Here is a 21590-nt window from a genome sequence, read left to right as displayed (position 1 = left end):
CCTCCGCTCAGCGCGACGACCGGTCTCGGACCAGCGTCACGGTGATGTTCCCGCGCGTCGCCTTCGAGTACGGGCACACCTGGTGGGCCTTCTCGATCAGAGCGCGCGCGGTGTCCGCGTCGACGCCCGGGATCTCGGCCGAGATCTCGACGATGATCCCGAACCCGTCGTCGTTCCTGCCGATGCCGACCTTCGCGGTGACGGTCGAGCCGGAGACGTCGGTGCCCTCCTGGCGGGCGACGACCCCGAGCGCGCCCTGGAAGCAGGCGCTGTAACCGGCGGCGAACAGCTGCTCCGGGTTGGTGCCGGCGCCGCTCCCGCCCATCTCCTTGGGCGGATTGACGACGACGTCGAGCCTGCCGTCGTCGGTGGCGACCCTGCCGTCGCGGCCGTTCTCGGCGGTGGCGACGGCGGTGTACAGGACGTCGGACGGGCCAATGGGGATGCTGGGCATGCGGTTGTCTTCCTCCTCGGTCCGCGGCGACTCGCGCCCACGATCACCACGGATTTCGGAAAGAAGTTACCGCATGCCGGAAACGGCCGGGAAGTGCCGCGGGCCCTACAGCTTGACGATCATCTTTCCGGTGTTGTCGCCGCGCAGGACCCCGAGGAACGCCTCCAGGTTGTTCTCGATGCCCTCGACCACGGTCTCGCGGTACTTGAGCCGGCCGGAGGCCACCCAGGGGCCGACCTCGGCCACGAACTGCGGCTGCAGGTCGTAGTGGTCGCCGACCAGGAAGCCCTCCATGCGGCCGCGGGTCTGGATGAGGCGGGCGAGGTTGCGCGGGCCGGGGGTCGGCTCGGTGTTGTTGTAGACGGAGATCATTCCGCAGACCGCGATCCGGCCGCCCTGGTTGAGCGAGCCGATGGCCGCCTCCAGGTGGTCGCCGCCGACGTTGTCGAAGTAGACGTCGATGCCGTCGGGGGCGGCGGCCCGCAGCTGCTCGCCGACGGGGCCGTTCTTGTAGTTGAAGGCGGCATCGAAGCCGTACTCCTCCACCAGCAGCTTGACCTTCTCGTCGGACCCGGCGGAGCCGATGACCCGCGAGGCGCCCTTGAGCTTGGCGATCTGCCCGACCTGGCTGCCCACGGCGCCCGCGGCGCCGGAGACGAAGACGGAGTCGCCCTCCTTGAAGGAGGCGGTGCGCAGCAGACCGGCGTAGGCGGTGAGGCCGGTCATGCCGAGGACGCCGAGGTACGTGGACAGCGGGGCGGCCTCGGGGTCGACCTTGACGGCGTGCTGCGCGTCCAGGACCGCGTACTCGCGCCAGCCGAAGAAGTGCAGGACGTGGTCGCCCACGGAGAGACCCTCGGCGTTGGAGGCGACGACCTCGCCGACGGCGCCGCCCTGCATGACCTTGCCCAGCTCGAAGGGGGCGGCGTACGACTTCGCGGCACTCATTCGGCCGCGCATGTACGGGTCCACGGAGAGGTACTTGTTCCGCACGAGCACCTGACCCTCGCCCGGCGTCGGGACCTCCGCCTCGACGAGGGCGAAGTCCTCGGGCTTCGGCCAGCCGACGGGGCGGCTGAGGAGGTGCCATTCGCGGTTGATCATGACCAGTGCCTTTCGGGATTTACTTCAGTACCTGAAACAACCATGCGCCTGAATATTTCATGATGTCAAGTAACCGGGTACTCTGGAGTACATGTCGAGCCCACAGAAGATCTCCCGCCAGATCTCCCGCCCCGATGAGCTGACCATGGAGGTCGTCGAGCTGATCGGGGACGTCGTGGCCCGGTTCTACGCGGACTACGAGGAAGCGGCGGGCGAGCATCGGCTCACCGGGGCCCAGGCCAGGCTGCTGAACCTCCTGTCGCTGGAGCCGCTGCCGATGCGCAAGCTCGCGCAGAAGCTGAAGTGCGAGCCGTCCAACGTGACCGGGATCGTGGACCGTCTGGAGGCTCGCGGACTGGTCGAGCGCCGCCCCGACCCGGCGGACCGCCGGGTGAAGCTCGCCGCCGCCACCGACGAGGGCCGCGGTGTCTCCCTCGACCTCCGCGAGGGCCTGCGCTTCGCCCGGGAACCCCTCGCCGGACTGTCCGACGAGGAGCGGCTGACCCTGCGGGACCTGCTGCGCCGGATGCTGGACGCCCAGGACTGACCCGGCGGACAGGCCCTCGGGCCCCCGGGCCCTTGGGACCTCCCGGAGACCCCCGGTAAAGTTTTGGCCATGCGCGATCTTGGGGTGGGATTCGGTTATCTGCTGAAGGGCCAGCGATGGGTGGCCCGGCACGGCAAGCAGTACAACTTCGGCCTGCTGCCCGGCCTGATCGCCCTGGTCCTGTACGGGGCGGCGCTCGTCGCGCTGGCCATCTGGGGCGAGGACTTCGTCTCCTGGGCCACCCCCTTCGCCGACGACTGGTCGAGCCCCTGGCAGGGCCTGTTCCGCGGCTTCCTCACGGCGGTGCTCTTCGCGCTCGGCCTGCTCATGGCCGTCCTCACCTTCACCGCCGTGACCCTGCTGATCGGCCAGCCCTTCTACGAGAACCTCTCCGAGAAGGTCGACCGGGACGTGTCGCCCGACGGCACCGCGCCCGAGTCCGGCCTCCCGCTCTGGCGCGAGCTGTGGATCTCGGCCCGCGACAGCCTGCGCATCCTGGTCCGCGCCGCCGTCTGGGGCGTGCTGCTGTTCGCGCTCGGCTTCCTGCCCTTCGTCGGCCAGACGGCCGTACCGGTGCTCGGCTTCTTCGTCACCGGCTTCTTCCTCACCGAGGAGCTCGCCGCCGTCGCCCTGCAGCGCCGCGGTGTCGAACTGCGCGCCCGCCTCGGCCTCCTGCGCTCCCGCAAGACCCTCGTGTGGGGCTTCGGCGCGCCCCTCGGCCTGGCCTTCCTGGTCCCGTTCGTCGCGGTGTTCCTGATGCCGGGCGCGGTCGCGGGTGCCACGCTCCTCGCCCGCGACCTGCTGGGCGAGGAGATCGCCGAGGGCGCCACGGAGGACGACGGCGACGCCGCGGACGAGGACCGGCAGGTCACTTCCTGAACGTCGCGTCCGCCGCCGCCGTCACGATCGACCGCACCTGCGCGATGATGTCCAGCCGGTTGCGCACGAACTCCGGGTCGGTGACCGTGCCGGTCGACGGGTCGGTGTTGCCGGTGCCGAACTGCAGCACCGGGGTGTGGACGTGCCCGCCCGGCAGCGTGTCGTGCAGGCCGAGACGGTCCCGGAGCAGGGTCGCGCGGTAGGCGATCTCGTTCGAGAGGTAGTTGCCGCCGCCCCCGGCACGGGCGGTCGAGCCGGGCGTCGGTCCGTCCGGGCGGACGACCGCCTCGGTGCCGCCCGCCGGGATCTCGGTCACCTCCGTGTGGTCGTACACCGGGAAGCGTCCGGTGTGCGCGGCCACGATCGCCGCGTAGGGCAGCGTCGTGGTCGTCCACTGCGGCTGCGCGGCCGGCTCGGTGACCGGGATCGGCTCCGTCCGTCCGACGGAGTCGTTGTCGGGGAAGCCGCCCCGCCAGGCCCCGTTGGTGCGCTCGATGTCGAAGCGCCCGACGCGGCCCTGGCTCACGGTCGCGAACAGGTCCGCCTTCGGCAGGTACGGCCGCAGTGTCCGCTCCACCGTGCCCTCGGCGAAGTCCTGCCAGCGCACCGGGAACACGGCGGTCTCCACCCGCGCCGGACCGTCCGCCGTGTCGATCACCGTGCCGTCCAGGGCCAGCGCGGTGGCACCGGACGGGTTGGAGATGCGGATGTCCCGGTCGAGGGTGAAGGGGTCGAAGCCGGTGACGAGGATGCGCCGGACGCCCTTGCCGCGCGGGAGGCGGAGGTCGGTCTCACCACGTGAGGCGCGCTCCAACCCGTCCAGCAGCGCCGCCCGTTGCGCCTGGCTCAGTCCGAACCCCGGTTCCCACGTCCGCACGTGCCGGGTCAGCCCCAACCGCGCCCAGTACAGCGGCCGGTCGTCGTCCGGACTCAGGTCGCCGCCCGCGGGACCCCGCCCCTGCGCCCGGTCGACGGCCCGCCGCCACAGCGCGGATCCCTCGCGCACGACGATGCGTCGGGCCTGCGCGAAGGAGTCCGCCGAGTCGAGCGCGCGGGCGAACTCCGGTGCCACGGCGTCGAATCCGGAGCGCCGCAGGATCTCCTGGGGTACGGCCTGGTCGAGCCGCTGTTCCTCGACGGTAGGGGCAGGGCCGGGGGCAGGGGGGGCGCTGTCGGCGGACACCGCCGAAGCCGGGGCCGACAGGCCCGCCAGCAGGGCCATGGAGAGGAAGCCGATCCGAACGCGTAAGGAGGTCAAGGAAGTTCAGGTCCTTCCGTCGCGGTGGGTGCCTCGTGCGGGACGGCGGAAGTATCGCGTGACAGCAGTGGTCTACGCCATGGGGCGTGGGATCCTCGCCGCGGCCTCCCGCAGCCCCGCCAGGAACGCCGCCGTGGCCGAGGCCGGCGACCGCCCCCGCGGCGTCGCCGCGTACACCGCCCGTGCGGGGGCGTCCTCGTCGAGCACCGGCAGCAGGGTCACGTCGGGGCGTACGGACTCGGCGGCCAGCGCCGGGACCAGGGCCACCCCGAGGCCGGCGGCGACATAGCCCTGTTTGGCGGTCCACTCCGCGACGACGTGCGTCACGCGCGGCCGGAACCCCTGGCGCAGGGCCGCGTCGAGCAGCGTGCCCTCCGGACGGGAACTCTCGGAGATCCAGTCGGCGTCGGCGAGTCGGCCGAGCCGCACCGGGCCGTCCTCGCCGGTGAGTGGATGGCCGGCGGAGACGGCGACGTACAGGGACTCGTCGAGGAGATGGTGGAGTTCGTACGCCTCCAGCGGCGCCCGTACCGCCGTCGAGACCACGGCCAGGTCCAGGTGTCCGTCGGCCAGCCGGTCCAGCAGAGCGGGGGTGAGACCCTCCTCGCGGGTGACCCGGATACCGGGGTGCCGGCCTCGCGGCCGCCGCCCACTGGGGCTTCACCCGGGACACGGCCACCCCCGCGCGGTGGCTGCTCGGACTCGCCGCACCCGCCGTACTCGGGGTGCTGTGGGCGCTGTTCGGATCGCCGAAGGCGTCGTTCAAGACGCGCGGAGCGGTCCGCGTCGGCTTCGAACTGCTGTGGTTCGGGGCCGGGGTGCTCGCCCTGTTCGCCGCCGGGGCGGTGGGCTGGGGGATCGCCTTCGCGCTGGTCTGCGCGGTCAGCAAGGCACTGGCGGTCGTCTGGCGGCAGTGACCGGGTGACGGACACGATGGGAGGCACCCAGCGGACTTCGACGAGGAGGTACCACCGTGGCGGAGACCGGCAACGCCCGAGCGGACGCGGCCCGTGAGGCCGTCGTAGAGGCGGCCCTGCGACGACTCGACCTGGACGCCAAGGCCCGGCTCCTGTCAGGCCAGGACATGTGGAGCCTGCCGGCCCTGCCGGAGATCGGCCTCGCCTCCCTGGTCATGTCCGACGGCCCGATCGGCGTCCGGGGCGTGCGCTGGACCGCCGACGACCCGTCCGTCGCCCTGCCCTCCCCGACCGCGCTCGCCGCCACCTGGGACCCCGAACTGGCCCGCCGCGCAGGCGTCCTGCTCGCGCAGGAGGCCCGCAGCAAGGGCGTCCACGTCCTGCTCGCGCCCACCGTCAACCTGCACCGTTCCCCGCTCGGCGGCCGTCACTTCGAGGGCTACAGCGAGGACCCGTACCTGACCGGACGCATCGGCATGGGCTATGTGACCGGCGTGCAGTCCGGCGGCGTCGCCACCACCGTCAAGCACTTCGTCGCCAACGACGCCGAGACCGACCGCTTCACCGTGGACAACCACGTCGGCGAACGCGCCCTGCGCGAGCTCTATCTGGCACCCTTCGAGGCGATCGTCGCGCACGCCCGGCCCTGGGGCGTGATGACCGCCTACAACCAGGTCAACGGCACGACGATGACCGAACACCGCCACCTGGTGCAGGAAGTCCTGCGCGGCGAATGGGGCTTCGACGGCGTCAACGTCTCCGACTGGACGGCCGCCCGGTCGACCGTCGGCGCCCTCACCGGCGGCCTGGACGTGGCCATGCCCGGCCCGGTCACGGTGTACGGCGCGCCCCTCGCGCGGGCCGTGCGGGACGGCGAGGCCGACGAGTCCGCGGTCGACGCGGCCGTACGCAACGTGCTGCGGCTCGCCGCCCGCGTCGGCGTCCTGGACGGCGCCGAACCCGTGGTCACCGAGGTGCCCGAGCCGGTCGACGGGGCGGACCTGGCCCGCGAGATCGCCCGCCGGGCCTGCGTCCTGGTCCGCAACGAGCGCGGCGCCCTGCCCCTGACGGCCGGGGCGACCCTGGCGCTGATCGGCGCCGCCGCCCGCGAGGCCCGGGTCCTCGGCGGCGGCTCCGCCACCGTCTTCCCGGCCCGGATCGTCTCCCCCCTCGACGCCCTCACCGCGGCCCTCCCCGACGGCGCCCTGAGCTATGCGGTCGGCGCCGACCCGGACACCGAACTCGCTGTCGGCAGTCGGGACTTAACCCTGCGCGCCGTCTGCCGCGACGCCGCGGGCGACGTCCTCGGCACCGGCACCGCCCCCGGCGGCCAGATCCAGTGGCTGGGCTCCGACCTGCCCGCGGGCGTCCGTCACGTGGCCTTGCACACCGTGGAACTGACCGGCACCTTCACCCCGCGCGAGAGCGGCCCGCACACCTTCGGCATCAAGGGCCTGGGCGCGTTCACGCTCACCGTCGGCGGCACGACGTACTACGACGACGTCCAGCGCCCGTCCGGCGGCGACCCCTTCGCCGTCTTCTTCGACGCCCCGGTGCCCCGTGCCCAGGTCGAACTCACCGCGGGCGAACCGGTCGACGTCTCCCTCACCCACGTGGTGACCCACCCGCGGGGTGTCCCCCTCAAGAACGTCATCTTCGCCCTGGCCCACCAGGGCCCCACGCGGGACCCGGACGAACTGATCGCGGAGGCCGCCGAGGCCGCCCGGGGCGCCGACACCGCCGTCGTCGTGGTCGCCACCACCGAGCGGGTCGAGTCCGAGGGCTTCGACCGCCAGGACCTGCGGCTGCCCGGCCGCCAGGACGACCTGGTCCGCGCCGTCGCCGCCGCCAACCCCCGCACCGTCGTGGTCGTCAACTCCGGCTCCCCGGTGGAACTGCCCTGGCGCGACGAGGTCGCGGCCGTGCTGCTGAGCTGGTTCCCCGGCCAGGAGGGCGGCGCGGCCCTGGCCGACGTGCTGACCGGGGCGCACGAGCCCGGCGGCCGGCTGCCCACCACCTGGGGCTCCCTGCGCGACGCCCCGGTCACCCGGGTCGTCCCGGAGCACGGCGCGCTCGCCTACACCGAGGGCGTTTTCATCGGCTACCGGGCCTGGGAGAAGGCGGGCCGCACCCCGTCGTACGCCTTCGGGCACGGCCTCGGCTACACCGAGTGGACGTACGAGTCACTGGAGGTCGAGGGGACGACCGCGCGGATCCGCGTCCGCAACACCGGGGCGCGGGCGGGGCGGGAAGTGGTCCAGGTCTATCTGGCCCCGGGCGCCCCGGACGCCGAGCGCCCGGCGCGTTGGCTGGCGGGCTTCGCGGGCGCCGAGGCGGGACCCGGCGAGAGTGTCGAGGTCACCGTCGACCTCCCGCGACGCGCCTTCGAGGTCTGGGACGAGAAGGCGAAGGCGTGGGAGTTTGTGAAGGGTTCGTACGAGATCACGGCGAGCCGCTCCCTCACCGACCACCGTCTCGCCGCCACGATTAACGTCTGACCCGGGACGACAGTCCCCACCGAGCGGCCCCGGTCCGGGACCTGACCCCTGGACCGGGGCCAACGATCTCCCCACCGGCCCCCGCGGCCCGGCGCGCCGAAACGGCCCCGTCCCCGCGCGCCGGGGCGGCCCTACCCCCGCACGCCGAAGCCGTACACCGTCTCCGAGCGGAACCCCCGGCCCGGGCGCAGCTGGGTGGTCGGGAAGTGCGGGTGGTTCGGGGAGTCCGGGAAGGGTGGAAAACCCTAGGGCACCCCTAGGCGACCGGCTCCTCGGCCGTGATCGTCCGGTACGCGATGGCGGCGAGCCGCGCCTGGCCGTCCGTGCTCGGGTGGAACCAGTCCCAGTGGCTGAGCTGGTCGGTGCCGAACTCGTAGTCGAAGACCGCGCCGCCGTCGAAGCGGCACCTGCGGTCCTTGGCGCAGACCTCCTTCAGCACCCGGTTGTACGCCTCCACCCGCCGCTGAACCTTGTCCCGCCGCACTATTGCGGCCGTGGCCAGGTCGTCGGCGTCGTTCAGCATGGACGGGCAGATGCCCAGCTTCCACACCTGCTTGCCGAGCGGGTTCGTCCGGCCCTGGGACCACAGTCGCTTCAGGTTCGGCACGCTCGCCACGTACACCTGCGCCTTCGGCAGCGAGGTGCGCAGCGTGCGCATCGCCTCCTCGAACCCCGTGCGGAAGTCGGCCACCGGGGTCATCGCGCGGGCCGAGGACCGGCAGGCGTCGTTCGCCCCCGCCATCACCGTCACCAACTGGGGCCGGCGGGTGACCGCCTCGGCCATCTGGGCGGGCAGATCGGCCATCCGGGCGCCGGTCACCGCGTAGTTCCAGCTGTTCTCGGCCGCCCTGGCCCGCCCCAGCAGCCGTACCGCCAGGCTGTCGACCTGGGAGCTGGTGCCGGTCGCCCAGGACACCTCGGGGCAGTCCGACAGCACCGTGCAGGCGTCGAAGCCGCGGGTGATGGAGTCGCCGACGGCGGCGATCGAGGACGGGCTGCGGTTCCACACCGGGCGCACCGGGGCCGTCTTCGCGCGGGTGCCGTCCGGCGCCGGGGAGTCGTCGCCCGCGGCGTCGCAGCCGGCCAGGCCCAGGGCCGCCACGGCGGTGAGGGCGAGGACACTCCGCCGGCGCCGGCGTCGGTTTGGCATGCCGTGGTCCCTCTCCTGTTGTCGTGCCGTCATGGTCCCCAACCCATGACAACGCGCGAGGGTTCCCGGCGGGTGGCATGGAACGGCTCACACCCGTACAAGCGTCCCCCTGGGTGAATGGCGGGGGTTTCCTGGCACTGGGACCGACGGTACGTCGCACTCCTTGCGCCGCCGCACGGTAGCCTCGCCATCAACGCGGCCGTCGACCAACTGCCGCCCAGCCAGTCCGCAAGATGTCCCGCTCTGCCCGGAGGTCCCGGTGACGACACGTGGAGTTCTGTACGTGCACTCCGCGCCGCGCGCGCTGTGCCCACACGTCGAGTGGGCCGTCGCCGGGGTGCTCGGCACACGCGTCAACCTCGACTGGATCCGGCAGCCCGCGGCACCCGGCACCTGGCGTTCGGAGTTCTCCTGGCAGGGCGAGGCCGGCACGGCCTCCAAGCTCGCCTCGGCGCTGCGCGGCTGGCATCTGCTGCGCTTCGAGGTCACCGCGGAGCCCTGCCCCAGCGCCGAGGGCGAGCGCTACAGCTGCACCCCCGACCTCGGCATCTTCCACGCCGTCACCGGCATCCACGGCGACATCCTCATCCCCGAGGACCGGCTGCGGGCGGCGCTGACGCGGTCTCAGCGCGGCGAGACGGACCTGGAGGCCGAGCTCGCCAAGCTGCTGGGCAAGCCGTGGGACGACGAGTTGGAGCCGTTCCGCTACGCCGGCGAGGGCGCCCCGGTCCGCTGGCTGCACCAGGTGGTGTAGAAACCCCGGCACCCCGGCACCGGCATCCGCACACGAGGAAGGGCCCCCACCGCCTGGTGGGGGCCCTTCACTTGCGTACCGGCGTCGCTCAGATCGTCCGGAACGCCAGGACCACGTTGTGGCCGCCGAAGCCGAACGAGTCGTTCAGCGCGGCGATACGGCCCTCGGGGAGCTTGCGTGCCTCGCCGCGGACGACGTCCGCGTTGACCTCGGGGTCGAGGTCGTCGAGGTTGATGGTCGGCGGGGCGGTCCGGTTGACCAGCGCGAGTACCGAGGCGACGGTCTCGATACCGCCGGCGCCACCGAGCAGGTGACCGGTCATCGACTTGGTCGCGGAGATCGCCATGTGGTCGACGTCGTCCCCGAACACCTTGCGCAACGCCTTGATCTCGGCGACGTCACCCTGCGGCGTCGACGTGGCGTGCGCGTTGACGTGCACGACCTCGGCCGGCTTCAGGTCGGAGTTGTCCAGCAGGTTCTGCAGCGCGTGCGCGATGCCGTTGCCGGACGGCTCGGGCTGCGTGATGTGGTGGCTGTCGGCGGAGATGCCCTGGCCGACGGCCTCGACGTAGATCCGGGCGCCGCGGGCCTTCGCGTGCTCCTCGGACTCCAGGACGATCACGCCCGCGCCCTCACCGAGGACGAAGCCGTCGCGGCCGGAGTCGTAGGGGCGCGAGGCACCCGCGGGGTTCTCGTTGTTCTTGGACATCGCCATCATGTTGCCGAACGCGGCGATCGGCAGCGGGTGGATGGCCGCCTCCGTGCCGCCCGCGACGACGACGTCGGCGCGACCGGTGCGGATCATCTCGATGGCGTAGCCGATGGCCTCCGCCCCCGAGGCGCAGGCCGATACGGGGGTGTGCACACCCGCGCGGGCGCCCAGCTCGATACCGACGTTGGCCGCCGGGGAGTTGGGCATCAGCATCGGTACGGTGTGCGGGGAGACGCGGCGTACGCCCTTCTCCTTGAGGATGTCGTACTGGTCGAGGAGCGTCGTGACGCCGCCGATGCCGGAGGCGATGACCGCGCCCAGCCGGTCCGGGTTCACGGACACGTCCTCGCCGGCCCGGGCGGTGAAACCGGCGTCCTTCCAGGCCTCCTGGGCGGCGATCAGCGCGAACTGCGCGGACCGGTCCAGCTTGCGGGCCTGCGGACGCGGGATGATCTCACCCGGTTCGACGGCGATCTGCGCGGCGATACGGACCGGCAGCTCGGCCGCCCAGTCCTGCTCCAGAGGCCGGACGCCGGACTTGCCGGCGAGCAGGGCCTCCCAGGTCGAGGCTGCGTCGCCACCCAGCGGTGTGGTTGCGCCGATACCGGTGACGACCACGGTGCGATTGGTCGGGCTCACGGGAATTCTTTCTCCAACGGATACGGGAGGGCTACCCCCGCGTCAGCGGGGACTACGGCGCCACCGCCGGGTGGCGGGGCCTTGCAGCCTCGGTCTGAGGGGTGATCAGGCCTGGTGCTTGAGGATGTAGTCGGTGGCGTCACCGACGGTCTTGAGGTTCTTGACGTCCTCGTCCGGGATCTTGACGTCGAAGCGCTCTTCGGCGGCGACGACGACCTCGACCATGGACAGCGAGTCGACGTCCAGGTCGTCGGTGAAGGACTTGTCCAGCTGGACGTCCTCAACCGGGATGCCGGCGATCTCGTTCACGATGTCGGCGAGACCGGCGACGATCTCTTCCTGAGTGGCGGCCATGTCAGGCGCTCCTTCTTAGATATCCAGACGGTGTGTTGCGCCCACCGCGTCGGCGGCAGGAGGTGCGGCGCTCGTGCCGGACCACATGATCCGGCACGGAGTGCCTAGGGGAGGGTAACGACCGTGGCGGCGTAGACGAGACCCGCCCCGAATCCGATGACGAGCGCGGTGTCGCCGCTCTTCGCCTCGCCGGTCGCCAGAAGCCGCTCCATCGCGAGCGGGATCGAGGCGGCCGAGGTGTTGCCGGTGGTGCGGATGTCACGGGCGACCGTGACGTGCTCCGGCAGCTTGAGGGTCTTCACCATCGAGTCGATGATCCGCACGTTGGCCTGGTGCGGGATGAAGACGTCCAGGTCGTCCGAGGTGATCCCGGCCGCGTCCAGCGCCTGCTGGGCGACCTTCGCCATCTCGAACACGGCCCAGCGGAAGACCGCCTGGCCCTCCTGGGTGATCGCGGGGAACTTGACGTTGCCCTCGCTGTCCAGGGGGAGCTGGGACAGGTCGCCGATCCTGAACCGGTCCCACGGCACGGTCTGCTTGATGGTCTCGGACTTGTCGCCCTCGGAGCCCCAGACGGTCGGGCCGATGGCCGGTTCCTGCGAGGGGCCGACCACCACGGCGCCTGCGCCGTCGCCGAACAGGAAGGCCGTCGCGCGGTCCTCCAGGTCGGTCAGGTCGGACAGCCGCTCGACGCCGATGACGAGCACGTACTCCGCCGAGCCCTCGACGACCATGCCCTTGGCCAGGGTCAGCCCGTAGCCGAAGCCGGCGCAGCCCGCCGAGATGTCGAAGGCGGCGGCCTTGGCCGTGCCCAGCTTGTCGGCGATCTCGGTCGCGACGGCCGGGGTCTGGCTGAAGTGCGAGACGGTCGAGACGACCACGGCGCCGATCTGCTCCGCGGAGATGCCCGCGTCGGCGATCGCCTTGCCGGAGGCCTCGATCGCCATCGCGGCGACGGTCTCCTCCGGGCCCGCCCAGTGCCGGGTCTCGATGCCGGAGCGCGAACGGATCCACTCGTCGGACGAGTCGATCTTTTCGAGGATCACCTCGTTGGGCACCACCCGGGTCGGACGGTAGCCGCCGACACCGAGGATGCGCGCGTACGGGGCGCCCTTGCTGGGCCTGATCTTCGACATGATCGGTACGGCTCCTTGGGGTCAGGCGTTGGCGTGCTCGGCGATGAGCTCGCGGGCCGCGTCGAGGTCGTCGGGGGTCTTCAGGGCGAGCGTCTTGACACCGGGCAGGGCGCGCTTGGCCAGGCCGGTCAGGGTGCCGCCGGGGCACACCTCGATCAGCGCGGTGACGCCGAGCTTCTGGAACGTCTCCATGCACAGGTCCCAGCGGACCGGGTTGGCCACCTGGCCGACCAGACGGTCGAGGACCGCGGCGCCGGTCGAGACGACCTGGCCGTCCTTGTTGGACACGTAGGTGACCGTCGGGTCGGCGGGCGCGAGGTCGGCGGCCGCCTGCGCGAGCGTCTCGACGGCGGGAGCCATGTGGTGCGTGTGGAAGGCGCCGGCGACCTTCAGCGGGACGACCTTGCGGACGCCCTCGGGCTTGTCCTCGTTCAGCGCGGCGAGCTGCTCCAGCGTGCCCGCGGCGACGATCTGGCCCGCGCCGTTGATGTTCGCCGGGGTCAGACCCAGCTTCTCCAGGTGCGCGACGGAGACCTCCGGGTCGCCGCCCAGGAGCGCCGACATGCCGGTCTCGGTGATCGCCGCGGCCTCGGCCATGGCCAGACCGCGCTTGCGGACGAGGGCGAGCGCGGCGGTGTCGTCCAGGACGCCCGCGAACGCGGCCGCGGTGATCTCGCCGACGCTGTGGCCCGCGACCGCGCCCGGGGAGATGTCACCCAGTGCCGTGGCGGACAGGATCCCGGCGGCGACCAGCAGCGGCTGCGCCACCGCGGTGTCGCGGATGGCGTCCGCGTCGGCCTGGGTCCCGTAGTGGACGAGGTCCAGACCGAGGGCGTCGGACCAGCCGGCGACGCGGGCGGCGGCACCGGGGAGTTCGAGCCAGGGGGTCAGGAAGCCAGGCGTCTGGGCGCCCTGGCCGGGAGCGACGAGTACGAGCACTCTCACACTCTCTCTTGGGGACGGCCAAGGCCGCCCGTGAGGACAGGGACGAAGAACACGAGGGGGTTTTGTGGGCCCCCGACAAAAGGCTAGGGCTGAAGATCTCCATCGACCAGACGCCCGAGGATCAGCGCGATCCGCAGTGTGAACGCGGATCGTACATCGGATGGCGACCACCCGGTGACGTCAGTCACACGTCGGAGCCGGTAGCGCACGGTGTTCGGGTGAACGAAGAGCATCCGGGCGGCCCCCTCCAGGCTGCTCGCCTGTTCCAGGTAGACGGAGAGGGTCTCCAGGAGGGCCGATCCGGCCTCCTCCAGTGGTCTGTAGATCTCCTCCACCAACTGCTCGCGCGCACTGGGATCGCCCATGATCGCGCGCTCCGGCAGCACGTCGTCGGCCAGGACCGGGCGCGGTGCGTCCTGCCAGGCGGAACAGGCCTTCAGGCCCGCCGCCGCGGCCTGCGCGGACCGGGTCGCCGTCAGCAGATCGGGCACCACCGGCCCCGCGACGACGGGTCCGGCGGCGAACGGGCCGATCAGCGACCGGGCCACGGCGATCGGGTTGTCGCTGCCGCCCGCGATGACGACCAGCCGGTCCCCGAGCACCCCGGTGAGCACCTGGAGCTTGGCGTGCCGGGAGGCCCGCCGGATGGCCTCCACGGTCAGCTCGCTGTCCCCGTCGGGTGCGGTCCCGAGCACCACGCACACATGTTCGGGCGAGTTCCAGCCGAGCGCGGCGGCCCGGCTGACCGCGCCCTCGTCGGCCTCGCCGCTGAGCACGGCGTTGACCACCAGGGACTCCAGCCGTGCGTCCCAGGCACCGCGTGCCTCGGCGGCCTGGGCGTACACCTGGGCGGTCGCGAAGGCGATCTCCCGGGCGTACACGAGCAGCGCCTCGCGCAGCACCCGCTCGTCGCCGGGCGCCGCGACCTCGTCGATCGCGCTCTCCATGACCTCGATGGTGGTGCGCACCATCTCGACGGTCTGCCGCAGCGTGATGGCCCGGGTCAGCTCGCGCGGCGCGGTGCCGAACACGTCCGTCGAGATGGCCTGCGGGGCGTCGGGGTGCCGGAACCACTCGGTGAAGGCGGCGATGCCCGCCTGAGCCACGAGCCCGATCCAGGAGCGGTTCTCCGGTGGCATGGCCCGGTACCACGACAGCGTCTCGTCCATGCGCGCGATGGCCTGCGCGGCGAGGCTGCCGGACGACCTCTCCAGCCGCTTCAGGGTCGCGGCGTGCGCATGCACGTCGTGCGCCGCGGGTTCGGACTTGCGTGTTTCGGGTTCGGGCACGGGACAAGACTGCCTTATCCGGACGGGAGCGTGCGCCGGTGGGTGGCGGGTGCGGTCCCGCGCGGGGTTCGGGGCGGGTCTACGGTGGTGCCGTGATGGACGTCAGGCGCGCCGCGGAGCGCTACCCGGGAGGAGAGCCGCAGGCCGGGATCGAGTCCCGCCACGCCTTCTCCTTCGGGCCGCACTACGACCCGGACAATCTCCGCTTCGGCGCGGTGCTGGCCTGCAACGAGGAGCGTCTGGCCCCGGGCGCGGGCTTCGACGAGCATCCGCACAGCCACACCGAGATCGTCACGTGGGTGGTCGAGGGCGAGCTGACCCACCGGGACTCGCAGGGCCACGAGACGGTGGTGCGGCCGGGCGACGTGCAGCGGCTGAGCTCGGCGGCGGGTGTCCGCCATGTGGAACGCAACGACGGGCCGGTGCCCCTGACCTTCGTGCAGATGTGGCTGGCCCCGCTCGAACCCGGCGGCACCCCCGCCTACGAGATCGTCCGGGGCATCGCCGACTCCACCCCGTACGCCGTCCCCGAGGCCGCCGCGATGCTCCACGTGCGCCGCTTGGGGCCCGGCGAGCGGACCGCCGTACCGGACGCGGCGTACGTGTACGCGCACGTGGTGCGCGGCGAGGTCCGGCTGGGCGGGCAGGAACTGGGGCCGGGGGACTCGGCGCGCGTCACGCGGGCAAAGGGGCTGGAGGCCGTGGCGGTCGGCACGGCCGAACTGCTGCTCTGGGAGATGTCCGACAGGGCCTAGCGGAGCTCCGCCAGCACGGCGTCCGTGAACGCCGGCCACGCCTCGATCGCCCAGGGCCCGAAGGCACGGTCGGTCAGGGCGACGCCCGCCGCCCCGGCGGCCGGGTCGATCCACAGGAACGTACCGGACTGCCCGAAGTGTCCGAAGGCGCGCGGGGAGGACGAGGAGCCCGTCCAGTGCGGGGACTTGGCGTCCCGGATCTCGAAGCCCAGCCCCCAGTCGTTGGGGTTCTGGTGTCCGTACCCCGGAAGCACGCCCTTCGTCCCCGGGTACTGGACCGTCATCGCCTCGGCGACCGTCCGCGGGTCCAGCAGCCGCGGCGCCTGCACCTCGGCGGCGAACCGCAGCAGGTCGTCCACCGTCGACACCCCGTCCTTCGCGGGCGAGCCGTCGAGTGTGGTCGACGTCATACCGAGCGGCTGAAGCACCGCCTGGCGCAGGTACTCGGCGAAGGGGATGTCCGCCGCCTTGGCGATGTGGTCGCCGAGCTGCTCGAACCCGGCGTTGGAGTACAGCCGCCGCTCGCCGGGCGGGGCCGTCACCCGGTGCTCGTCGAAGGCCAGTCCGGAGGTGTGGGCGAGCAGATGACGGACCGTCGAACCCTGCGGGCCGGCGGGTTCGTCGAGCTCGATCGCCCCCTCCTCGTACGCGACGAGCGCCGCGTAGGCCGCGAGCGGCTTGGTGACCGAGGCCAGTGGGAAGCGCCGGCCGGCGGGTCCGTGGGTCCCCAGGACCGTGCCGTCGGCCCGTACGACCCCCGCGGCGGCGGTGGGGACGGGCCAGTTCTCGATCAGCGTCAGGCTCTGCAGCGACATGCCGTCGAGCCTAAGCGGCTCAGAGCGTCAGCTCCATCAAGGGGTCCGGCTTGGGCCGGAAGCCGAGCGAGTCGTAGAGGGGCCGGGCCTCGGCGGAGGCGGTGAGCTGCACCTGGCCCGCCCCGCGGGAGCGGAACCACTCCAGCAGCTCGGCCATGCACGCGCGCGCGTACCCGCGGCGGCGCGCGTCCGGGTCGGTGGCGACGCTGAAGACGAACCCGATCGTGCCGAGCGGATTGCCTGCCCGCCCGATCCGGTACTCCAGCGTGCCGACCGCCAGCGCGGCCAGCGCCCCCGGCCGCCGCGGATGGTCCACGACGAAGGCGGCGAAGTCCTCGTCCTCGGCGAGGCGGGTCCGCAGGGTCGGCAGGGACTCCCCGTGCCAGTGGGTGGAACCGTCGGCGGAGAAGACGGAGTCGATCATCACCTGGCGCAGGCGCAGTACTTCCGGGGCGTCCTCGGGCGTGGCACGGCGTGCGAGACTCATGGCCCGCACGTTAGCGATCACCCGCCCGTGCGTCCCGCGGATTTCTTACCGGTGGACTTCTTACCGGGTACCGGCTTGCTTCGAGCGCACTCCAAGGCCATAGCGTGGGGCCATGACGGTGATGCAGACCACGCCCGCGGCCACCGAGCAAGCTCCGACCCCCGCCGACATCTGCTCCGCCCCGCCCCGGCGGCACCCACGCCCCGAGGGCCAGGACCGCTACACGATCAGCGAGGTCGTCGCCTTCACCGGCCTGACCGCCCACACCCTGCGCTGGTACGAGCGGATCGGCCTGATGTCCCACATCGACCGCTCGCACACCGGTCAGCGCCGTTACAGCAACCGCGACCTGGACTGGCTGGACTTCGTGAACAAGCTGCGGCTGACCGGCATGCCGGTCGCGGACATGGTCCGGTACGCGGAACTGGTGCGCGAGGGCGAGAGCACCTACGCCGAGCGGCAGGAACTCCTCGAATCGACCCGCCGGGACGTGCTGGCCCGGATCGACGAACTCCGGGACACCCTGGCCGTACTCGACCGCAAGATCAGCTTCTACGCACAGGAGCAGCCGAGCCGGGCCGCGAACAGCGCCTAGAGCTGCGGCTCCGCGGAGATCCCCTAGAGCTGCGCGAGGAGTTCCGCCTTCTTCGTGGCGAACTCCTCGTCCGTCACCAGGCCGGCCCGGTGCAGCTCCCCGAGGTGGCGGATCCGCTCGGCGATGTCGGCGGGGTCCCGGCGTCCCGGCGCGGCGGGCACCGCGGCGACCGGACCCCGGGCCCGCACCGCCGCGAGGACCGCGGCCGCGAAGGGCAGCGACTCGTGCACCGGTCCGTAGCCGAGGCCGAAGACGACGGACGCGGGGTCCTGGTCCGGCTGGAGCGACTGCTGCTCGGCGCCCGCGTCACGGGCCAGCAGCCGCAGGTGGCCCTCGAAGACCTCGGGGGAGCGCCACTCGACGCCGCTCAGCTCGGTGACCGGGAAACTCTGGTCCCCCGCCTTCCACTTGGTGGAGGAGGCGCCGGTCCAGGACCAGCGGAAGCGCACGGCCCTGCCGTCGAAGGACACCTTCGCGTCGTACGCCTTGAAGTGCAGCGGCGCCTCGGGGGCGGGGACCAGATGGCGTTCGGCCGGGCCGGACTCGGTGAGCTGCGCCCGCAGTTCGTCCGCGTAGTACTCGGCGAGGGTCTCGCGCTCGGCCGGCAGTACCAGCCGGTAGGGATCGCAGCCCTCCTTCAGCTGCCCGTCGGCCGCCTCCATCAGCGGATCGGCGCCGGGACGGGGCTCGGCGCGCAGGACGACGGTGCCGCGCTTGCCGGGGGTGAGGGTCACGCCCGAGAGTGCCGCGATCGGGACGCGTCGTTCCCCCAGAGCCTGGAAGAGCTTGGGTGTTCGAATCCCTCGTTCGTAACGGATGAGCACAGAGTCGGACTCGAACTCCCAGGCGGCATGAAATCCGGCCAGTACGTCACCCATGCGGCTCATCGTATGCGGCACGCGCTCCTCCGTCGCCACCCCACGCAGACCGCAGTTTCTTCGTCTCTACGCGCGTCAGGCCGTCTCGGTGCCGGACAAACCCGCCCGGCAGACCTGGTCTTCGCGGGCGCACGTCACCGAGCGGTACGCGCCAACCCCGATGTCGGCGAGGTTGTGCAGGCTGTCCGTACCCGGCTCGAAATAGCCGCTGTGTCCCTGGGCGTCCCGTGCCGACAGCACCCGTGCCCCGAATCCTCCGGACACCGGATCGGCGCCGTGCCCGAGGCCGCCGACCTCCAGGTACGGCACGTCCTGGACCCAGTCGGTGGCGTCCCGCATCGCCCACACCCGGGCCCGGGTGTGCAGGTGCGCGGCCTTGGCGACCCGCATGCCGGGGCTGGCGGCCACCGCTATGTCGGCCACCCGGCGCGGCATCGCGTGGGCCGCGACACCGCAGACCACCGAGCCGTAGCTGTGGCAGAACATCTGCACGGGCGCGCTGCCGGGGAGCGCGCGCAGCAGGGCGTTCAGGCGTACGGCGCCGTCCTCGGCGCGCATCGCGGTGGCCGCGTCCACGCCGAGCCCGGCGGGCGCGGTGTAGTCGGCCCAGGCGATCACGGCCGTACGGACCCCGGGACTCGCCGCCCGCTCCGCCGCGTACAGCGCCTTGGCCATGCCGACCGGCGCCGAGTACGGGCGGTAGGTCTTCTGGAAAGTGAGCAGGTCGGTGTCGACGCCGGGGACGACGACGGAGATCCGCTCGGCCTTCGGCAGGTTCCCGAACACCTCCGCGACCCGGCCCGAGCCCTCGGGGTCGAAGGCGAGGATCTTCCGGCCCCCGGCCAGCAGGTCCTCGAAGCGGTGCATCCGCCTGCCCGCCTGCTGCTGCCCGGCCGGCGAGAGCCGGCTGTCGTGCATCCGCTTCTTGTCGACCTTGCGCGCCTGGTCGAGCGCGATGTGGTTGGCGCGGTAGCGCAGTTCGACGGGGGCGCCGTTCATGTTGCCGACCGCGAGCGGGTAGCGGTGCGCGAGGCGCTCGCTCTCCTGCGCGGTGAGCGAGGCGAAGAAACGGGCGATCCGCGCGGGGGACGCCGCCGGGTCCGGCAGCCGCTGGCCGTACAGGTGACCATGCTCCCACTTCGTGAGCGAGGCCTGCAGGGCGCTCGCCTCCCGATGGCTGCGCAGGGCGGTCCAACCGGTGGTCGCGAGCATCACGAACACCACGCCCAGGGCGAGCAGCGCGCGCCAGACGTTGAGTTGCGGGGAGGTTTCGAAGGAAGTCACTGGGAGGACACACTAGGAGAACGGGAGGGTCTCGCGGTAACCGAGTGACAGGTATCACGTTTCGGCGGACGTGATACCCGCCTCAGTGGTCGCGCCGGCTCCCGGTCAGGGCAGGTCCGACCTGGTCGAGGTAGGTGGCGGTGAGGGTCCGGATCGCCTCCAGACCGAAGTCCTCGCCGGTGCTCCACTGACGCTCCGTCACTCGAATCACTCCGCCGAAGACGGCCACGACCAGGCGCGGTCGAGGGTCGGTCGCGACGTCGACACCCTCGCGCTCGGCGAGCACGCGCGCGATCGTCTCCTCGACGGCCGCGGAGCGGCGCAGATGGGCGGCGAGCAGGGCGGGCGTCGACTCGATCGTCCGGTACATGCGCAGATACAGCCCATCGCCTTCATGGGCGGCCTGTTCTTCGTGACGTACTACCTCCAGAACGTCCACGGCATGAGCCCGATCGACGCCGGTCTCCACCTCCTGCCCCTCACCGGCATGATGATCGTCGGCTCGCCGCCGGCCGGCGCCATGATCACCAAGCTGGGCCCGCGGATCCCGCTGGCCGGCGGCATGGGGGCCACCGCGGTCGCCATACGGCATGTCCATCCTGGAGGCGGGCACCGGCAGCGCGATCATGTCGCTCTGGTTCGCCCTGCTGGGTCTCGGTCTCGCGCCGGTCATGGTCGGCGCGACCGAGGTCATCGTGGGCAACGCCCCCATGGAGCTGTCCGGTGTGGACGGCGGCCTCCATCAGGCGGCCATGCAGATCGGCGGAAGCCTCGGTACGGCCGTGCTGGGCGCCGTGATGGCCTCCAAGGTCGACAGCGACCTCCCGGCCACCTGGGCCGACGCGGGGCTGCCGAAGCTCACCCCCGCCCAGCTCGACCAGGCCTCCGAGGCGGTCCAGGTCGGTGTCGCGCCGCTGGCCAAGGGCACGCCGGACGAGATCGCCGCGAAGATCACGTCGGTGGCGCACGACACGTTCATCTCCGGCATGAGCCTGGCCTCGCTGGTCGCGGCCGGTGTCGCGGCGGGCGGCGGTGCTCGTGGCACTCCTGACGAAGCGGGGCGAGCACGCCGAGAACGCTGCGTCGGGAGCGGGCGTGGGCCACATCTGAGCCCGCGTTCGGGCCAGGTCCCCGGGCCGCCCCCCCCAAACCGGATCCGGCCGGGGTTCGCCTATCAGGGTGACTCCGCTAAAGATCCCTCGCTTCCGGCACGCGCCGCAGGTCACAGTGGGTCAAGTCCTCCGCAGGGCATGGGGGATGCCAGGGCCGCGGCGCGCTGCCGGAGGGGGGCAGCGCGCCGGCCCCCGGCGGTTCGGCCGAGTCGCCCGCGGGTGACTGCGCGTCGCCGCTGCCGCAGGCTCCGCCCTCGACTGCCCGTCCGGCCCGGACGAGGGACAGTGCGGCCACCTCAGCCCGCAGGGCCCGTACCTCCTCGGTGAGCGACTCGATGGCTTCCGTCTGGCGCCGCTCCTCCACGTCGTCCTTCTCGAAGCGGGCGATGAACCACGCGGCGATGTTCGCGGTCACCACACCCAGCAGCGCGATCCCGGACAGCATCAGGCCGACCGCGATCATCCGGCCGAGCCCGGTCGTCGGCGCGTGGTCCCCGTACCCGACGGTCGTCATCGTCGTGAACGACCACCACACCGCGTCACCCAGCGTGCGGATGTTCCCGTTCGGCGACTCCCGCTCCACCGAGAGCACGGCGAGCGAGCCGAACATCAGCAACCCCACCACGGCACCGGCGACATACGTCGTCAGCCGGATCTGCGAGGCCATCCGCGCCCGCCGCCCCACCAGCAGCAGCGTCGAGACGAGCCGCAGCAGCCGCAACGGCTGGAGGATCGGCAGCACCACCGCGCACAGGTCCAGCCAGTGCGTGCGCACGAACTCCCCCCGCCGGGGCGCCATCGCCAGCCGCATCAGATAGTCCGTGGCGAAGGAGCCCCACACCACCCACTCCACCACCGTGCACACGGTCGTCAGGGAGTGCCCCGCCGAACTGTCCACGATCGGCACGGCATAGGCGACCGCGAAGGCCACCGCGAGGGCCAGCAGGGGCCGTTGGGTGAGGTGCTCCCAGCGAGCCTGCGCCGATTGTTCCGCCATGCCCGCATCGTAAGGAAAACACCAGGGCGGT

At 72.2% G+C, this 21590-nt stretch carries 22 protein-coding genes and 3 pseudogenes; 8 read left to right on the top strand and 17 right to left on the bottom strand.

Going from position 1 to position 21590, the window contains the following annotated elements:
* Positions 1-7: 7 nt before the first annotated feature.
* Positions 8-445 (bottom strand): organic hydroperoxide resistance protein, encoded by a 438-nt coding sequence (locus ACWGKT_RS11035; RefSeq protein WP_453273407.1) that lies wholly within the window; start codon positions 443-445, stop codon positions 8-10.
* 114 nt (positions 446-559) lie between these two features.
* Positions 560-1558 carry an NADP-dependent oxidoreductase gene (locus ACWGKT_RS11030; RefSeq protein WP_453273324.1) on the bottom strand — a complete coding sequence of 333 codons (999 nt, stop codon included), beginning with the start codon at positions 1556-1558 and terminating at the stop codon, positions 560-562.
* 91 nt (positions 1559-1649) lie between these two features.
* On the opposite strand from ACWGKT_RS11030, the gene ACWGKT_RS11025 reads away from it, so the two are divergent.
* Both ACWGKT_RS11025 and ACWGKT_RS11020 read left to right on the top strand, forming a co-directional pair.
* Positions 1650-2105: a MarR family winged helix-turn-helix transcriptional regulator gene (locus tag ACWGKT_RS11025; RefSeq protein WP_453273323.1), complete on the top strand. Its 456-nt coding sequence runs from the start codon at positions 1650-1652 to the stop codon at positions 2103-2105.
* Between the two features lie 69 nt (positions 2106-2174).
* On the top strand, positions 2175-2984 hold the full coding sequence (locus ACWGKT_RS11020) for an EI24 domain-containing protein (protein ID WP_453273322.1): 810 nt from the start codon (positions 2175-2177) through the stop codon (positions 2982-2984).
* On the opposite strand, the gene ACWGKT_RS11015 is transcribed toward ACWGKT_RS11020, so the two are convergent.
* Positions 2974-4242, bottom strand: coding sequence for a pyroglutamyl peptidase (locus ACWGKT_RS11015; RefSeq protein ID WP_453273321.1), 1269 nt, complete (start codon positions 4240-4242; stop codon positions 2974-2976). The genes ACWGKT_RS11020 and ACWGKT_RS11015 overlap by 11 nt on opposite strands.
* Positions 4243-4314: 72 nt before the next feature.
* Complete coding sequence (locus ACWGKT_RS11010) at positions 4315-4824, bottom strand: LysR substrate-binding domain-containing protein (protein WP_453273406.1); 510 nt, start codon at positions 4822-4824, stop codon at positions 4315-4317.
* A gap of 110 nt (positions 4825-4934) precedes the next feature.
* Between ACWGKT_RS11010 and ACWGKT_RS11005 the strand changes: the two genes are divergently transcribed.
* Together ACWGKT_RS11005 and ACWGKT_RS11000 are read left to right on the top strand one after the other, a co-directional pair.
* The gene (locus tag ACWGKT_RS11005) at positions 4935-5159 is read left to right on the top strand and encodes a YrdB family protein (RefSeq protein ID WP_453273405.1); all 225 of its coding nucleotides are present in this window, start codon (positions 4935-4937) and stop codon (positions 5157-5159) included.
* A 56-nt stretch (positions 5160-5215) separates the two neighbouring features.
* Entirely contained in the window at positions 5216-7657 is a 2442-nt protein-coding gene (locus tag ACWGKT_RS11000; RefSeq protein WP_453273320.1) for a beta-glucosidase, read from the top strand.
* Between the two features lie 131 nt (positions 7658-7788).
* Here the strand turns inward: ACWGKT_RS11000 and ACWGKT_RS10995 are convergent.
* Together ACWGKT_RS10995 and ACWGKT_RS10990 are read right to left on the bottom strand one after the other, a co-directional pair.
* A pseudogene (locus ACWGKT_RS10995) lies at positions 7789-7890 on the bottom strand (galactose-1-epimerase); the annotation flags it as partial.
* Between the two features lie 23 nt (positions 7891-7913).
* Positions 7914-8807 (bottom strand): SGNH/GDSL hydrolase family protein, encoded by an 894-nt coding sequence (locus tag ACWGKT_RS10990; protein WP_356141492.1) that lies wholly within the window; start codon positions 8805-8807, stop codon positions 7914-7916.
* A gap of 259 nt (positions 8808-9066) precedes the next feature.
* Between ACWGKT_RS10990 and ACWGKT_RS10985 the strand changes: the two genes are divergently transcribed.
* Positions 9067-9561, top strand: coding sequence for a DUF3145 domain-containing protein (locus ACWGKT_RS10985; RefSeq protein ID WP_453273319.1), 495 nt, complete (start codon positions 9067-9069; stop codon positions 9559-9561).
* Between the two features lie 88 nt (positions 9562-9649).
* Here the strand turns inward: ACWGKT_RS10985 and fabF are convergent, their stop codons facing one another.
* From fabF to ACWGKT_RS10960, 5 genes are all read right to left on the bottom strand, one after another.
* Complete coding sequence (gene fabF / locus ACWGKT_RS10980) at positions 9650-10912, bottom strand: beta-ketoacyl-ACP synthase II (protein WP_453273318.1); 1263 nt, start codon at positions 10910-10912, stop codon at positions 9650-9652.
* Positions 10913-11017: 105 nt separating this feature from the next.
* Positions 11018-11266 (bottom strand): acyl carrier protein, encoded by a 249-nt coding sequence (locus ACWGKT_RS10975; protein WP_015660680.1) that lies wholly within the window; start codon positions 11264-11266, stop codon positions 11018-11020.
* A 104-nt stretch (positions 11267-11370) separates the two neighbouring features.
* Complete coding sequence (locus ACWGKT_RS10970; RefSeq protein ID WP_453273317.1) at positions 11371-12402, bottom strand: beta-ketoacyl-ACP synthase 3; 1032 nt, start codon at positions 12400-12402, stop codon at positions 11371-11373.
* A 21-nt stretch (positions 12403-12423) separates the two neighbouring features.
* Entirely contained in the window at positions 12424-13341 is a 918-nt protein-coding gene (locus tag ACWGKT_RS10965; RefSeq protein WP_453273316.1) for an ACP S-malonyltransferase, read from the bottom strand.
* Positions 13342-13430: 89 nt separating this feature from the next.
* Positions 13431-14636 (bottom strand): PucR family transcriptional regulator, encoded by a 1206-nt coding sequence (locus ACWGKT_RS10960; protein WP_356141498.1) that lies wholly within the window; start codon positions 14634-14636, stop codon positions 13431-13433.
* Positions 14637-14731: 95 nt separating this feature from the next.
* On the opposite strand from ACWGKT_RS10960, the gene ACWGKT_RS10955 reads away from it, so the two are divergent.
* Positions 14732-15391 (top strand): pirin family protein, encoded by a 660-nt coding sequence (locus ACWGKT_RS10955; protein ID WP_453273404.1) that lies wholly within the window; start codon positions 14732-14734, stop codon positions 15389-15391.
* Here the strand turns inward: ACWGKT_RS10955 and ACWGKT_RS10950 are convergent.
* Positions 15388-16206 (bottom strand): serine hydrolase domain-containing protein, encoded by an 819-nt coding sequence (locus ACWGKT_RS10950; protein WP_453273315.1) that lies wholly within the window; start codon positions 16204-16206, stop codon positions 15388-15390. The genes ACWGKT_RS10955 and ACWGKT_RS10950 overlap by 4 nt on opposite strands.
* 19 nt (positions 16207-16225) lie before the next feature.
* Positions 16226-16693, bottom strand: coding sequence for a GNAT family N-acetyltransferase (locus ACWGKT_RS10945; protein ID WP_453273314.1), 468 nt, complete (start codon positions 16691-16693; stop codon positions 16226-16228).
* Positions 16694-16805: 112 nt separating this feature from the next.
* Here ACWGKT_RS10945 and ACWGKT_RS10940 point away from each other — a divergent pair, with 112 nt between their 5' ends.
* The gene (locus tag ACWGKT_RS10940; RefSeq protein WP_453273313.1) at positions 16806-17288 is read left to right on the top strand and encodes a MerR family transcriptional regulator; all 483 of its coding nucleotides are present in this window, start codon (positions 16806-16808) and stop codon (positions 17286-17288) included.
* Between the two features lie 23 nt (positions 17289-17311).
* Here the strand turns inward: ACWGKT_RS10940 and ACWGKT_RS10935 are convergent, their stop codons facing one another.
* The 3 genes and pseudogenes from ACWGKT_RS10935 to ACWGKT_RS10925 form a co-directional block, all read right to left on the bottom strand.
* Complete coding sequence (locus tag ACWGKT_RS10935; RefSeq protein ID WP_453273312.1) at positions 17312-18166, bottom strand: DUF4429 domain-containing protein; 855 nt, start codon at positions 18164-18166, stop codon at positions 17312-17314.
* Between the two features lie 75 nt (positions 18167-18241).
* Positions 18242-19450: an alpha/beta hydrolase gene (locus ACWGKT_RS10930; RefSeq protein WP_453273311.1), complete on the bottom strand. Its 1209-nt coding sequence runs from the start codon at positions 19448-19450 to the stop codon at positions 18242-18244.
* Between the two features lie 82 nt (positions 19451-19532).
* A pseudogene (locus ACWGKT_RS10925) lies at positions 19533-19832 on the bottom strand (acyl-CoA-like ligand-binding transcription factor); the annotation flags it as partial.
* Here ACWGKT_RS10925 and ACWGKT_RS10920 point away from each other — a divergent pair.
* Positions 19827-20560: pseudogene (locus tag ACWGKT_RS10920) on the top strand (MFS transporter); the annotation flags it as partial. The pseudogenes ACWGKT_RS10925 and ACWGKT_RS10920 sit on opposite strands and share 6 nt — an antisense overlap.
* A 78-nt stretch (positions 20561-20638) precedes the next feature.
* On the opposite strand, the gene ACWGKT_RS10915 reads toward ACWGKT_RS10920, so the two are convergent.
* Positions 20639-21559: a potassium channel family protein gene (locus ACWGKT_RS10915; RefSeq protein WP_356141505.1), complete on the bottom strand. Its 921-nt coding sequence runs from the start codon at positions 21557-21559 to the stop codon at positions 20639-20641.
* Positions 21560-21590: the final 31 nt, after the last annotated feature.

This window comes from Streptomyces sp. NPDC054794 (assembly GCF_053611585.1).
This window is presented reverse-complemented; position numbering and strand designations above follow the sequence as displayed.

Bases quoted from the DNA above. Each gene is read 5' to 3' on its own strand.
- ACWGKT_RS10915 (WP_356141505.1), bottom strand. From the start codon at position 21,559: ATGGCGGAACAATCGGCGCAGGCTCGCTGGGAGCACCTCACCCAACGG.
- ACWGKT_RS10955 (WP_453273404.1), top strand. From the start codon at position 14,732: ATGGACGTCAGGCGCGCCGCGGAGCGCTACCCGGGAGGAGAGCCGCAG.
- ACWGKT_RS10990 (WP_356141492.1), bottom strand. From the start codon at position 8,807: ATGCCAAACCGACGCCGGCGCCGGCGGAGTGTCCTCGCCCTCACCGCC.
- ACWGKT_RS11020 (WP_453273322.1), top strand. From the start codon at position 2,175: ATGCGCGATCTTGGGGTGGGATTCGGTTATCTGCTGAAGGGCCAGCGA.
- ACWGKT_RS10945 (WP_453273314.1), bottom strand. From the start codon at position 16,693: ATGAGTCTCGCACGCCGTGCCACGCCCGAGGACGCCCCGGAAGTACTG.
- ACWGKT_RS10970 (WP_453273317.1), bottom strand. From the start codon at position 12,402: ATGTCGAAGATCAGGCCCAGCAAGGGCGCCCCGTACGCGCGCATCCTC.
- ACWGKT_RS11025 (WP_453273323.1), top strand. From the start codon at position 1,650: ATGTCGAGCCCACAGAAGATCTCCCGCCAGATCTCCCGCCCCGATGAG.
- ACWGKT_RS10950 (WP_453273315.1), bottom strand. From the start codon at position 16,206: ATGTCGCTGCAGAGCCTGACGCTGATCGAGAACTGGCCCGTCCCCACC.
- ACWGKT_RS10940 (WP_453273313.1), top strand. From the start codon at position 16,806: ATGACGGTGATGCAGACCACGCCCGCGGCCACCGAGCAAGCTCCGACC.
- ACWGKT_RS10935 (WP_453273312.1), bottom strand. From the start codon at position 18,166: ATGGGTGACGTACTGGCCGGATTTCATGCCGCCTGGGAGTTCGAGTCC.
- ACWGKT_RS10975 (WP_015660680.1), bottom strand. From the start codon at position 11,266: ATGGCCGCCACTCAGGAAGAGATCGTCGCCGGTCTCGCCGACATCGTG.
- ACWGKT_RS11030 (WP_453273324.1), bottom strand. From the start codon at position 1,558: ATGATCAACCGCGAATGGCACCTCCTCAGCCGCCCCGTCGGCTGGCCG.